Annotated in this window: 8 protein-coding genes; 5 read left to right on the top strand and 3 right to left on the bottom strand. The window is 70.5% G+C overall.

All coding sequences use genetic code 11. From position 1 onward, the window contains the following. Nucleotides 1–135: 135 nt before the first annotated feature. Nucleotides 136–2,145: a caspase family protein gene (locus Ga0609869_RS12520; protein WP_211336763.1), complete on the top strand. Its 2,010-nt coding sequence runs from the start codon at nucleotides 136–138 to the stop codon at nucleotides 2,143–2,145. A gap of 5 nt (nucleotides 2,146–2,150) precedes the next feature. Here Ga0609869_RS12520 and Ga0609869_RS12515 read toward each other — a convergent pair whose 3' ends face one another. After that, entirely contained in the window at nucleotides 2,151–2,834 is a 684-nt protein-coding gene (locus Ga0609869_RS12515) for an OmpA family protein (RefSeq protein WP_125402948.1), read from the bottom strand. A gap of 138 nt (nucleotides 2,835–2,972) precedes the next feature. On the opposite strand from Ga0609869_RS12515, the gene Ga0609869_RS12510 reads away from it, so the two are divergent. From Ga0609869_RS12510 to Ga0609869_RS12495, 4 genes are all read left to right on the top strand, one after another. Further along, entirely contained in the window at nucleotides 2,973–3,728 is a 756-nt protein-coding gene (locus Ga0609869_RS12510) for a PP2C family protein-serine/threonine phosphatase (RefSeq protein ID WP_125402949.1), read from the top strand. A 4-nt stretch (nucleotides 3,729–3,732) separates the two neighbouring features. Continuing rightward, nucleotides 3,733–4,608: a M15 family metallopeptidase gene (locus tag Ga0609869_RS12505; protein WP_125402950.1), complete on the top strand. Its 876-nt coding sequence runs from the start codon at nucleotides 3,733–3,735 to the stop codon at nucleotides 4,606–4,608. Continuing rightward, nucleotides 4,608–7,100: an ImcF-related family protein gene (locus tag Ga0609869_RS12500; RefSeq protein ID WP_125402951.1), complete on the top strand. Its 2,493-nt coding sequence runs from the start codon at nucleotides 4,608–4,610 to the stop codon at nucleotides 7,098–7,100. Before Ga0609869_RS12505 ends, Ga0609869_RS12500 begins: the two co-directional genes overlap by 1 nt. Before the next feature lie 112 nt (nucleotides 7,101–7,212). After that, on the top strand, nucleotides 7,213–9,504 hold the full coding sequence (locus Ga0609869_RS12495; protein WP_125402952.1) for a type VI secretion system Vgr family protein: 2,292 nt from the start codon (nucleotides 7,213–7,215) through the stop codon (nucleotides 9,502–9,504). On the opposite strand, the gene tagF is transcribed toward Ga0609869_RS12495, so the two are convergent. Continuing rightward, entirely contained in the window at nucleotides 9,497–9,994 is a 498-nt protein-coding gene (tagF, locus tag Ga0609869_RS12490) for a type VI secretion system-associated protein TagF (protein WP_369022865.1), read from the bottom strand. The two genes, Ga0609869_RS12495 and tagF, sit on opposite strands and share 8 nt — an antisense overlap. Beyond that, nucleotides 9,976–13,506: a type VI secretion system membrane subunit TssM gene (tssM, locus tag Ga0609869_RS12485; RefSeq protein WP_125402910.1), complete on the bottom strand. Its 3,531-nt coding sequence runs from the start codon at nucleotides 13,504–13,506 to the stop codon at nucleotides 9,976–9,978. Before tssM ends, tagF begins: the two co-directional genes overlap by 19 nt. Nucleotides 13,507–13,508 lie beyond the last annotated feature (2 nt).

Below are 13,508 nucleotides of genomic sequence, written 5' to 3'. Positions count from 1 at the left end.
ATGATCTGACTCTTGCCCGCACAGCTTGCCGGAATCGCGCAGTGCGGCGATCATGACCGCGGGACCCATGTTCGGCCGTCTTGAGGCCGCGCCTGAAGGGAGGGCGGCAAATTGCTAGAAAAGATTAGAATTATCGTGTTCGGCATCTGGGCGTTGGCGGCGCTGCCGGCAATCGCGCAAGAGCGCTACGCGCTGGTGATCGGCAATGAGGCCTATTCGGTGGGCGCGCTGCGCAACCCGGTGAACGACGCACGCTCGATGACGGCGGTGCTGCTGCAATCGGGGTTCGAGACGACGCTGCGCGAAAACCTCACCGCCGCCGAGTTCGAGGCGGTACTGGCCGAATTCATTGCCAGCGTCCCCGAGGGGGCGGTGGGCCTGTTTTATTACGCCGGCCACGCGGTGCAGAGCGGGGGGCGCAATTTCCTGCTGCCGGTCGATATCCAGCCCGGCGCGGCAGAGACGATCCTCGGGCAAAGCGCCGATGCCGCGCAGATCATCGAACGGTTCCACGCCGGCGGGGTGGAGTTCGGCATCTTCATCCTCGACGCCTGCCGCGACAACCCCTTCGTCGCGGGCACCGGCGAGATCGGCCGCGGGCTGGCCTCGATGGAAAGCGACGTGGGCGAGACGCTGATCGGCTTTGCCACCCAGGCCGGCGAGGTCGCCTATGACGGCACCGGCCCCAACAGCCCCTATACCGGCGCGCTGATCAACGAAATCGACAAGGAGGGCAAGGACATCCTCGATGTCTTTCGCTCCGTCCGCCGTTCGGTGCGGATCTGGACCGACGGGCGCCAGCGCCCCTTCATCTCGGCCTCGATCGAGCGCGAGTTCACCTTTCGAGAGCCCACCGGCCGGGTGCGCGCGCAGGTGGCGCCCGGCGAGATCACCGCCGACAACGTGCTGAAGATCGTCGAGCGGCTGTGGTGGGATGCGATCCGCGACAGCCGCGTGCCCGAGGATTTTCGCGCTTTCGTGACCCATTTCCCCAATTCCACCAACGTGGCGCAGGCCCGCAACCTGGCCGTCGAGCTGGAGGAGACCGGGCAGGCGGTGCGCGGGCTGACGCTGGCGCAGTTCGCCGTGCCCGAGGACCGCCGCGCGCCCCAGGGCCTGTCGGCGGTGATCACCGATTGCGATATTGTCGCGGGCGATCCCGACGACCCGCGCCGCATCACCGATGGCGTGCCGTGGGGGCTGGTCAACATGCGCCGCGCGCTGCCCGATTGCGCCGCGGCGCTGGCCGAAGACCCGACCAATCCGAGGCTCTTGCACCAGATGGGCCGCATTCTCGACATCCAGGGCCGTTACGGCGAGGCCGAAGGGTTCTATCGCCTCGCCGGCGCCGGCGGCTATAGCGCGGCGCTGGTCAACCTGGGCTTTCTGCACGTCGCCGCCAAGGGGCGCGAGCGCGACTATGAAACCGCTTTGGGCTATTACCGCCGCGCCGCCGACCTGGGCAACCTGCGCGCCCGCACCAATATCGGCGAGATGTTCGAACGCGGCTGGTTCGTGGAAAAGAACCTCGACGAGGCGGTTCTGTGGTACCGGCTGGCGGCGCAGAACGGGTGGCCCAACGCGCTGGACACGCTGGCCAACCTCTACCGCCGGGGCCGCGACGACCAGGGCCGGGGCGTCGAGCGCGACCCCGAAGAGGCAGTCCGGCTATACAAGGTTGCCTCGGAACTGGGCAACACCAACGCGATGAACAACCTCGGGCGGATCTATCTCAGCGACGAACTGGGCGCGCCCGATATCGCGCGCGGGCTCGACTGGATGTCCCGCGCCGCCGAGCGGGGCAACCGATTTGCGCCGTTCAACCTGGGCCGCATCTACCGCGACGGCAAGCTGGTGGAGCGTGACAACGCAACCGCCCTCAGGCTGTTCGAGCGGTCCGCCGACCTGGGCTTTGCGCCGGCGCGCATCGCCATCGGGCGGATGTACGAAAACGGGCAGGGCGTCGAGCCAAGCAAGGCCGAGGCGGCGTTCCATTTCACCCTCGCCGCGATGACCGCCGACAGCAAGCGCCCGCGCCAGGAAGAGGAGGCGCGCGAACGGCTGGCGGGGCTGGGGCTGAACCAGGCCGAACTCGACATCGCCCGGCAGCGCGCCGAGACATGGATCCGGCTGAACGGCGGCTAGGCGCTCTAGCTCAGCGCCTGGAACTCGACCCGGCGGTTTTCGCCGGCGCGAGGCTCGTCTTCGTTGTAAAGGAACCGCTCGCCCATCCCCACGGCTTCCAGCCGGGTTGCCGCGATGCCGCATTCGTTGATGAAATACCGTTGCACCTCTTGGGCGCGCAGCACCGACAGGCGCTGGTTATACGCGTCGCTGCCCGACGCGTCGGTGTGGCCGACGATGCGGAACGTGGCGATGTCGCTGGCCTTCATCACCCGGCAGAGCTGGTCGAGCTTGGGCTTTTGCTCGGCCGACAGCGCGGCGGAGTCGAACGCGAACTGGACCCGCACATTGACCTGCAATTCGCGGTCGAGCTCGCCGAAGACCACCGGCGTGGCCTCGGGCACCAACGGTTTCAGCTCGGGCGGGCGGGTGCCGGTGCTCGGCGCCTCGGTCGTGACGGTCACGTCGCCGGCCTCGGCCGTTTCCTCTCCGGGCGCCGCCATCGCCGGGGCCTCGGTCGAGACCTCGACATCGTCGACGGTGATCAGCGTCAGGCCGCGGGTGCGGCCCATGCCGCTTTCCTGCGCCTTGCGGAACGTGTCGCGCTGGGTCTCGAAAAGTTCCAGCAGCTCTTCGTCGGTCATCTCCTGCGCCGCGGCGGGCAGGCCCGCCAGCAGGGCCACGAGCGCAATGGAAAGTACCTTTTTCATCGCCGTCGCTCCCTTTGCGAGAAAACCGGTTCATCTGTTGTGGAGTGTAAGGTATCCTTGGCAACCAATCAATTCGGACCAGGACGGGGAAGTCGGCATGTCAACCCGGCCCCAGCCACGGTCACGTGGCGCGCGACGATGACGGTGCCGACGACGCAGGTGCCGGGCACTGCGCTGCCCATGCCGCGGCCCGAGGGCGCGGGGATGACCCATCGCGGCCGGGTGCGCGAACGCAACGAGGATTCGATCCTGACCGATCCGGGCGGCACGCTCTGGGCGGTGGCCGACGGGATGGGCGGCTACGACCTGGGCGACGTGGCCTCGGACATGGTCATCGACGCCTTGGCCACGCTCAGCGACGACGGCGACCCGGTGGCCGACCTGACCGACCGGCTGATCCGCGCCAATGCCGCGGTGCTGGCGCGCGCGCGCGAGGCCGGGGGCGGGCCGATGGGCGCGACCGTGGTCGCCTGCATGATCCGGCGCGCGGTGGCCCATCTGGTCTGGGCCGGCGACAGCCGGGCCTACCTGATGCGCTCGGGGCACCTGCGGCTGCTGACCCGCGACCACACCGTCGTGCAGGACCTTGTCGAGGCCGGTGCGCTCAACCCCGACGAGGCCGGGCGCCACCCCGAATCGCATGTCGTTACCCGCGCGGTCGGCATGGGCGCCGATTTCGAGGTCGACAGCGTGTCGGTGCCGATTGTGCCGGGCGACCGGCTGCTTCTGTGCAGCGATGGCCTGCATGGCTGCCTGTCCGAAAGCCGGATCGCCACGGCGCTGGCCGGGCCGGTGGCGCCGGGCGAGGTCTGCAAGGGGCTCGTCGCCGACGCACTGGAGGCCGGTGCGCCCGACAACGTCTCGGTCATCGTCGTCGATCTGAAGGAGGGCTAGCGGCGTGCAGCAGGGCACCGTGATCGGCCCCATCATCATCGCCATCGGGGTGGTTGTCGCGGCGGTCAGCTTTGCGCTGGTCGGGGCACTGTTGCAGACCGCCGACAGCGGGGCCGAGCTGCGGCTGGCGCGCGCCGAGGCGCGGCTGGAAAACCTCGAGTCCGAACTCGCCCGCCAGGCGGGCGAGCTGCGCCAGGCCCGCGCCGACCTCGCGCGGCTGCGCGACGAGTTGTCCCTGCTGGCCAGCCGCGGCACGGCGGCGCCGCAGCCGCCTGTCACCGTGCCGGACGCGGGCGGCCAGACCGCGGCCATCGGCACCCATGACGAGACCGAGGAGGTGACCGAGGTGATGCGCCTGGCCCGGACGCGCTTCAACAAGGGCATCACCCAGCCGCGCAACTCGGTGATGCTGGAAATCCTGGGCCACCCGCGCGCAAGCTATTCCCAGACCTGCCAGCCGGTCACCAACCCCGATCTCAAGGCGCTGTTGGAGACCCGGCAGATCGCCAATATCCGCGCGACGATGCTGCGCCCCGCGCTCGACTCGCTCGAACGCATCATGGACCGCTTGAAGCAGAGCGATCCGGACATCCACGCCAAGGTGGGCACCGCCGGGGCGCTCTGCGCCCGGCTGATCCGCGGCTCGACCAGCGGCATTTCCAACCATAGCTGGGGCACCGCGATCGACCTCAAGCTCGAGGGGGTGCTCGACGGCTTTGCCGATGGCGGCACCCAGTTCGGCCTGCTGATCCTGGCCGAGTATTTCAACGACGAGGGCTGGTTCTGGGGCGCCACCTACAGCCGCGAGGATTCGATGCATTTCGAGGTGGGCGAGGAAACCCTGCGCCGCTGGCTGTCCGAAGGGCAGCTGGGCGGCTGATGCGGCGCCCGCGCGACGAGGCGAGAACCGTCTTGCCGCCGGCCGGCGGGTCCGGCCACAGGGCCGATCCCGGCCGGCTGCCGCGGCTGGCCCGGCCGGTCTTGGCATTTCACGACCGGATGGAGGACGGCGCGCGGCGCGGGGCCGGGGCGCTCTTGGCCGAGGCGCGCGCGCTGCTGGACCGGTTCGAGGCCGCCGCGCTGGCCGAGGGCGAACTTCCCAGCGCCGTGCCACCCGCGCGCTATACGCTGGCCGTGCTGATCGACCAGAAGGCCCGCAGCCTTGCCGGGCTGTCGGTGCGCGAATGGTCGGCGCTGGCGGGCCGGCAGTTGTTCGACGGGCGCGACATGTCGCTCGACCGGGTGCGCGGCTTTCGTGACACCGCCGCCGATGCGGGCCCCGAATACGCCGACCTGGCGCGATTCCTCGATCATCTGATCGAACGGGCCGAGGCCGCGCGCCGTGGCGGTCCGCGTCGCGCGCGGGGTGGCTGGGCGGGCTGGGCCGTGGCGGGGGTCGCGGCGCTGGCGCTGGCGCTGGGCGGCTACGCGGCGGCGCTGGAATACCGCTACCACGCCGACCTGACCGCCCGGTTCCGGGCCGAGGCGCTCGAGATCGGGCTCGACCGGGCCGATATCGGCGCCGACCTTGCCGCGCGGCTGGATCGGCTGTGGGCCGCGGCGTCCCGCGTGCAGGAGGCCGCCGCGCGGGCGCCGCTGGGCGGCGCGCTGCGCTTTGGCCCTTTCGATGCCGGGTCGCGGGCGCAGGCCGCCTACGAGGACGCGGTGGCGCGCCACCTGCCGGGCCGGCTGGCCGATGCCGTGGCCGAGGTGCTGGCGACCGAGGGCGCGGCGCTGCCGCTTTACGATACGCTGCGCGCGCGCGCGATCCTGACCGGAGAGACCGGGTGGAGCAGCGCCTACCTGGCCGGCTGGCTGGCCGATCTGGGCGCCGCCGAGCCCGCGCTTGCCGCGCTGGTGCCCCATGTCGCCGCGCTGGCCGGCCCGCCGCCCGCGCTGCCGCCCCAGGATGCCGAGCTGCTGACCCAGGCGCGGGGCTTTGCCGCCGAGGCCGACGAGCCTGCGCGCGCCTATCTCGAGATGCGCCGTTCCCAGGGCGCGGCGGCGCTGGAACGATGGCGCGCCGAGCGCGCCGTACCGGGCATCGAGGCGGTGCTGCTGCGCCGTTCGGGCAGGCCGATGACCGCGCCCCTGCCGGGGCTTTTCACCGCGGCGGGGTGGGACTGGGCGCGCGATTACGGCGCGGGGCTGGCGGTGCAGACCGCCCGCGCGGTCGGCCCCGACCTGCTGGGCCGAGCGCTGCCCGAGGCGCCCGCCGCACCTGACCGGGTGATGGACCGGCTGCACCGGGAAACGCTGGCCTTCTGGCGCGGCTACCTGGCCGATCTCAGGGTGCGGCCCTTCGGCGACGCGGCGGCCTCGATCCGCATCTCGGGCCTGCTGGCGGCGGAAAACTCGCCCCTGACGGCGCTCTTGCGCGAAGTCTGGGTGCAGGCCGGCGGCACCGACCGGCGCCGCAGCCATGCCCAGCAACTCAGGCTGGCGACGGTCTTCGGCCCGACGATCCAATATGTCGAGCAGGGCAAGATGGGCGAGATCGCCGCCCTTTTCGCCGCGCTCAACGTCGCGCTCGGCGCGATGGAGACGGACGATCCCGGCGCCGCCGAGCGGCTGATGAGCGTGCAGGACCGCGCCGCCTCGGTCGCCGCGCTGAAGACCGCGCCGCTGGTGGTGGTGCAGATCGTCGAGGACGTGCTGGCGCAGACCTCGGCGGCGCATGCCGACATCCTGACCAACCCGCTGACGCGGCGCTGGCAGAACGCGGTGCTGCCGCTGTGCCAGCGGACATTGGGCGGGCGCTACCCCTTTGCCGAGGGGCCAGATGCGGATACCGCCGATTTTGCCGCCCTGCTGGGCCCCGATGGGGCGTTGCAGCGGTTTTTTGCCGGTCAGCTGGCCCCCTACCTGGACACCACCGCCACGCCCTGGCGCTGGAAACCCGAGGCGCGGCTGGCCGGGCTTTCGCCCGAAAGCGCGGTTTTCTTCGAGCGCGCGCTATCGGCCGGGCCGGCGTTTTTCGGCGCCACGGGGGCGCTGTGGGCGCAGATGACGCTGGCCACGCTGGCCGAGCGCGGGCAGGCGGTGATGGCGCTGGGCGGCGCGGGCGCGCCGCTCAGGGCCGCGGGCGATCCGGCGCGGCTGGCCTGGCCGGGGCCCGCGCCCGAAGAGGGCGCCGAGGTCAGCTTCCGCGCGGGCGAGGCCACCGCGAAGCTTGCCCAGCCGGGGCCATGGGGTCTGTTGCGGCTGCTCGACGGGCTGCGGGTACGCCGCCGCGACGAGGGGCGGCGTTTCCTGGTGGATTTCCGCACCGAGCGCGGGCGGATCTTCGTCGAGATCCGGTTCGAGGCGCCGCTCAACCCGCTCAGCGCGCGCGGCCTGCTGGGCGGGCTGAGCTGCCCCACCACGCTCTAGCGCGGCCCCGGCGGGGGGCAGGAAAACCCGCGCGCCGGGCCGCGATTTCGGTATACTGAACGGGCCCTTGAAGAGCGCGCCCGGCCGGGCGGCAACCGAAAGGACCGGCGCCATGTTCGAAAACCGCCATTTCGCAGTCACCACCCCGCTCGGCCCGGATGTGCTGCGGTTTACCTATCTGCACGGCCATGACGAGATCGGCCGGCCGTTCGATCTGCGCCTCGGGCTGGCCAGCGAGGATTTCGACATCGAGGCCAATGCGATCCTCGGCAAGCCGATCACCGTGCGGCTGGGCGAGCCCGAGGACCCGCGGTTTATCCACGCCTTCGCCGCGGAATTCCGCTTCGACCGGTTCGAAAGCGGCTTTGCCCATTACGAACTGCGCCTGCGGCCCTGGCTGTGGTTTCTCGCCAATTCGACCGACAACCGCATCTTTCAGAACATGAGCGCGGTCGACATCGTCGAGGCGGTGTTCGAGGCCTACCCCGAGGCCGCCTACGACAAGCGGCTTCAGGCCAGCCCGGAGGCGCGCGAATACTGCGTGCAATACGGTGAAAGCGATCTCGATTTCGTCCAGCGGCTGATGGAGGACGAGGGGATCTTCTATTTCTTCGAGCATTCGGACTCGGGCCACACCCTCGTGATGACCGATGCCAATGCCAAGTTGAAACCGGCGCCTGGGCTGGACGCCATCGGCTTCATGGAGGACGCTTTCGCCTCGTTCCGCGACGGCGATTTCATCACAAACTGGCAGCCGCGGCGGGCCGTGGTCACCGGCGGCTACGTGCAGACCGATTACGATTTCGAAAAGCCCGGCGCCGACCTGGCCACCGTGGCGCTGACCCCGCGAGAGCACGCCCAGAGCGACGGCGCGCGCTATCACTATCCCGGCCGCTATACCGAGATCGGCCATGGCGATCAGCGCACCCAGACCCGGCTGGAAGAGGTGCAGGCCCCGGCCGAGCGGGCCGCGGCAGTGACCACCGCGCCCGCGCTCTGGTCGGGGCATGTGTTCGCGCTGACCGGGTTTGCGCGCGAGGCCGAGAACGACGACTACATGATCCTTCGGGTCGACTACGATGCCTGGGACGATCAGTACCGCAGCGGCCGGCGCGAGCGCGGGCGCCCGCCGGAGGGCTACCAGGCGAAACTGACCGTGGCGCCGGTCTCGCTGCCTTTCCGGCCCGAGCGGCGCACGCCGCGCCCGGTCATGAAGGGGCCGCAGACCGCCACCGTGGTGGGCCCGTCGGGCGCCGAGATATTCACCGACGCCTATTCGCGGGTGAAGGTGCAGTTCCACTGGGACAGGCTGGGCGGGAACGACGAGAATTCCTCGTGCTTCGTGCGGGTCAGTTCGGTCTGGGCCGGCGCGGGCTGGGGGTTCATCCAGATCCCGCGCATCGGGCAGGAGGTGATCGTCGATTTCCTCGAAGGCGATCCCGACCTGCCGCTGATCACCGGTCGGGTCTACAACGCCGCGCAGATGCCGCCCTACGAGTTGCCCGGCAACGCCACGCAATCGGGGTGGAAGTCGAACTCTTCGCCCGGCGGCGGCGGCTGGAACGAGCTGCGTTTCGAGGACAAGAAGGGCGAGGAAGAGGTCTATTTCCAGGCCGAGAAAGACCATAACGAGCTGGTCAAGAACGACGAGAGCCGCACCATCGGCCACGATTTCTCAGAGGATGTCGGCAATGACGCCACCCAGAGCGTCGGCCATGACCGGTCCGAATCGGTGGGCAACGACAAGGACACGACGGTGGGCAACAACCGCGTGGTCCAGATCGGCACCAACGATACCGAAACCGTGGGCGTCGACCGCAGCCTGAGCGTCGGGTCGAACGAGACGATCTCGATCGGCACCAACTCGTCCGAGACGATCGGCGTCAACCACAGCCAGTCGGTGGGCGCGGCGCAGACCATCAATGTCGGCGCGGCCCGCACCGACACCGTGGGCGCGGCCGAAACCCGCACCGTGGGCGCCGCGCAGGTCCAGACCGTCGGCGCCAGCCGCTCGGTCAGCGTCGGATCGGACCAGTCGCACAATGTCGGCGGCTCCGATGGCTGGGCCGTGGGCGGGGCGCGCTCGGCCGATATCGGCAAGGGCGACGCCACCAATGTGGGCGAGGATCAGGCCGTGCAGGTCGGCGGAAGCCGCGGGGTCGACGTGGGCAAGGACAGCGCCACCACGGTGGGCGACGACATGTCGGTCAAGGTCGGCAAGAATTTCGTGCTGGAGGCGGGCGACTCGATCACGCTGACCTGCGGCAAGGCGTCGATCGTGTTGAAAAAGGACGGCACGATCACCCTCGACGGCAAGGACATCACCGCCAAGGGCTCGGGCAAGATCACCATCAAGGCCAGTAGCGCCGTGGTGGTCAAGGGCAGCAAGATCGACCTCAACTGACCGGCCCCATCAGCGCCGCCAGCGCCTCGGCGGGGGGCTCGGCGGGCAGGGGCGCGCGGCCCGCGGCCCAGAGGCCGGGCTCGGCCGGGCCCTCGCCGCCGGGCAGGTCCGCCAGCGCCGCAAGCAGGGCGTCGGCGTCGATCTCGCCGGCGCGCGCGGCGCTGGCGGCCGGCAGCGCGGCGGTGCACCACGCCTCGGCCGCCCCGCGCGGCAGCCCCGGCAGGCGGCAGGCGGCCAGCGGAAAGGCACGGCCCGCGCGGTCTCGGCTGGGCAGGATCAGCGCGGTCAGGCTGGCACCGCCCAGCGTCAGCGTCGCGCGCAGCCCGCCCTCGGGCCAGTCGGCCGCCGCACGCCGCGCCAGGTGGACGGTCAGCCAGCGGTCGAGCGCCCCGCGCAGCCCGGCGGGAAACCCCCGCGCGACGAAATCGCCCCGGCACGGCAGTTTGCCGAACAGCGCCGCGCCGCCGCCCGCTAAAACCCGCCGGGACACGAAAACCCGCCGAAGAGCCTGAGGTCGAAGGGATTATCGACGCTGTTGGCGCGCAGATCGAACCGCGCCGAGAACCCGCCACGCGACAGGGTCAGGCGAAACAGCTCGGGCAGTTCGGTGGGGCGCATGTTGCCCTTGCGCAAGAGCCTGAGAAACGCCCAGGCGCCGGTTTCCGAGGTGATCACCTCGGCCGATCCGTCGACCGGCGAGAAGGAGAGCGAGACGAGGTTGGTGCCGTCGGGGCCGGGCCATGTCATCGGCATCGGCCGCGCCGCGGCGTTGAAATAGGCCAGGATCTGCCCGTCCACGTTCAGCGTGACGCGCGAGGCGTTGGGCGAGAGGTCCTTGGGCTCCAGCGTAAACGCGATCACCGGGCCCGCGCCGCCGGGGAACAGCCCGTCGCGGATCGCGCGGGCCTTTTCGAAGGGCACCAGCCGGTCGTCGGTCAGGCCGAAATCGGCCCGCCATGTCCAGGGCCGCGTCGCGGTGTCGATATAGGGGGCCAGGTGGTCGCTGGTAAAGCTGTCGATCAGCCCGCCGGGGCCGAAAAGCCGGGCGAAATCGGCGATGTTCACGTCGATCCGGCTGGAGGTGTCGAACGGGTAGCGCCCCGCCGTGGCCGAGCGGCAGAAGGGCAGCACATCGGCCCGCCAGCGGGCGTTGAGCTGGGCCAGCACCGCCTCGCGCGTCACCGATATCGCGTCGCCCGCGATACCGGCGATCCAGTCGTCGATCGGGTCGGGCAGCACGCTGGCCTCGTTGGCGATGGCCCCGGTCAGTTGCGGAAGGCCCCCGCGGGCCAGCAGCGCCGCCTGCGGATCGGGGCTGGCCGCGACGGTCTGCAACTCGTTCGAGAGCGCGGTCAGCGCGGCCACGGCGGGCTCCAGCGCGGGCGGCTGGCCGTCGATCTCCTCCACCGTGCCGCGGATCGGGGCGAAATGATCGGCCACCGGCGCGCCGGGCCTTTCCGGCTCGGCCCCGCCGACGCCGGCCTTCTTGGCGGTCTTGGCCGCCTTTCCGGCCAGCTTGCCGACCTTGCCCAGCGTCTTTTGCGCCAGCCGCGTGGCGCCCTTGGGCACGCCGCCGCCCGCGGCCTCTTCGCGGGTCAGGTGGGTTTCGGTCACCACCGCGCGCAGCAGCCGCTTGAGCGCGCTGTCGGCGCTGGACAGATCCTTGAGATTTTCCCGCGCGGCGCCGAGATCGGTGATCGGGGCCAGCCGGATATCGCGGAGGAACCCGTCCCATGCGGCGATGAAATCGTCGTAGTAGAGCTTGAGGATATCGGCCTCGAGCGTGGCCACCGAGGCCTCGGCGCTTTCGGTGCAGCCGCCGGCGAAAACCGTGCGGTCGAGCGCGGCCTGCGCCGCGGCCTCGGGCACCAGCGGCAGCACCGTCTGGTGAAAGCCGGCAAAGGTGAACGCGCCGGGCAGGCCGACCCTGAGGGTCTTTTCCGACAGCCGCGTCAGCACGCGCGACCCGTTCGGGCCCGCATGTTCGGCCGGGATCCACTCGGGCAGGGAGGCCACCTCGGGGTCGGCCAGCAGCGCGCGGTAGGCGCGCACCGCCAGCGGGATCGCGCAGACGCTGTCGAGCGCGGCGGACAGCAGTTCGGGGTCGGCGTCGATCTTGTCTTCCTCGCCGGTCAGCCGGCCCAGCGCGTCCAGCTGATGGTCGAGGGCGGCCTCGGTCGGGAACGGATCGACCGGGGCCAGGGCGGGCAATTCGCCCTGCCACCAGTCGCGGGCGAAATCCTCGTTGAAGGGGGCGAGCCCGGTCATCATCTGATAGACCTTGAGCGCCCCCAGCAAGGCGTCGGGGTCGCGGATGGTGCGCCACATCGTGGCCTCCAGCAGCGCCACCATGCGCGGCTCCAGGATATTGCGCAGGCTGTGCTCGTAGGCGATCCGCTGGGCGCGGTCCATCTCGCGGGTGGCGGTGGGGCCCAGCGCGGTGAGCGGCCCGCGCGGCACCTCTGTGCGCGCGGTATCGACCTCGGCCACGGCGTCCAGCGCGAGGTCCAGGTCCAGCGGGTCGGTCGGCGCCTGGCGCGCGGCCACGTTGGCCAGCCGCGATTGCAGCAGGGTCAACTGGCGTCCCTGGTCCTCGATGCCTCCCGAATAGCGTAGGAACGAGAACAAAAAGACCGAGGCCGCCAGCACGCAGACCAGCCCGGCGCCCGCCAGCGTGCCACGGAAGATCCAGGCGCGCCGTTCCTCGGCGCGGGGGTCGAAGGTGCCCAGGCCGGCCTCGGGAAAGATCAGCCGCGCCAGCAGATCGCGCAGGAAATAAGAGCGCGTCTCGCCATGGATGCGCGGCGCCGGGCGCGAAGCGGGCAGGCCGAACCGCGCGGCCATCTCGCCCACCAGCCGATCCACCGGGCTGCCCTCTTGCGTGGCCGAGGTGAAGTAGAAGCCCCGCAGCCAGGGGCTTTCCTCGTAGCGGCTTTCGCCGAACACCGTGTCGATCAGCGTTTTCAGCGGTGCGCTCAGCGCGCCCATCTGCGCGGGAAAGCGGAAGATCTCGCCGCGGGTTTCCAGCGGACGGTCGTCGGCCATGCGCGCGACCAGGCGCTCTTCCAGTTCGGCCACCAGCGCGGTCATCTCGCGGCTCACACTGACCCCGTCGACCCGCGCCTCGGTGCCCAGCGTGGCGCCCCAGACCTGTTCGCGCCCGCGGGTCGACAGATCGGCGAAGAACGGCTCGAACCCGGGGATCAGATCGGCCTTGGTGATCATCAGGTAGACCGGCAGGCGCAGCTGCAGCCGCTCGTAAAGCTCGGCCAGCCGCTTGCGGATCTCGCGCCCGTGGGCGCGCAGTTCGGCCTCGTCGCCGGTCAGCTCCAGCATCGACAGCGTGACGATCACCCCGTTCAGCGCGCGCCGTCCGCGGTGTCTCTTCAGCAGGTCGAGAAAGCCGCTCCATTCGGCGGCGTCGGTCTCGGGGTCGCTTTGCTGTTCGACATAGCGCCCGGCGGTGTCGATCAGCACCGCGTCCTCGGTAAAGAACCAGTCGCAGTTGCGGGTGCCGCCGACGCCCTTGAGGTCGTCGCTGAGGTCGATCGGGAAATGCAGCCCCGACTGGCGCAGCGCGGTGGTCTTGCCGGTGCCGGGGGGGCCGATGATGACGTACCACGGCATCTCGCGCAGGAATTTCCGCCCGCCCAGCTTGGAGCGCTTCATCTGGGTCAGCACGTCCTGAAACTTGTCGCTGACCTCGGCCAGGTTCTCGGCACCGGGCGCGAGCTCGGGTTCCTCGGGCTGGGCCAGTTCGGTGACGAACACCTGGTTGGCGCGCGCCGCGCGCAACTGGCGGACCAGCATCGAGACCAGCCACAGGATGACGATCAGCCCGATCACCACGATCCGCGTCAGTTCCGAGGCCAGCGGCGCGGCCTCGCCCACGCGGATCAGCGGGCCGAAGATCCAGATCAGGGCGCAGAGCAGGGTCAGCCCGACCAGCGTCCAGAACAGCCGCGAGATGAAAAAGCCGAAGATCGCCTTGAGAACGCCCATCG

Origin of the sequence: Rhodovulum iodosum, assembly GCF_041020385.1 — a bacterium.
Lineage (GTDB): Bacteria > Pseudomonadota > Alphaproteobacteria > Rhodobacterales > Rhodobacteraceae > Rhodovulum > Rhodovulum iodosum.
The sequence above is the reverse complement of the archived record's forward strand: the minus strand, read 5'-3'. Positions and strand labels throughout refer to the sequence as shown.

Coding starts and splice junctions, on each gene's coding strand:
- Ga0609869_RS12500 (WP_125402951.1), top strand. CDS start 4,608: ATGCGGCGCCCGCGCGACGAGGCGAGAACCGTCTTGCCGCCGGCCGGC.
- tssM (WP_125402910.1), bottom strand. CDS start 13,506: ATGGGCGTTCTCAAGGCGATCTTCGGCTTTTTCATCTCGCGGCTGTTC.
- Ga0609869_RS12495 (WP_125402952.1), top strand. CDS start 7,213: ATGTTCGAAAACCGCCATTTCGCAGTCACCACCCCGCTCGGCCCGGAT.
- Ga0609869_RS12515 (WP_125402948.1), bottom strand. CDS start 2,834: ATGAAAAAGGTACTTTCCATTGCGCTCGTGGCCCTGCTGGCGGGCCTG.
- Ga0609869_RS12510 (WP_125402949.1), top strand. CDS start 2,973: ATGACGGTGCCGACGACGCAGGTGCCGGGCACTGCGCTGCCCATGCCG.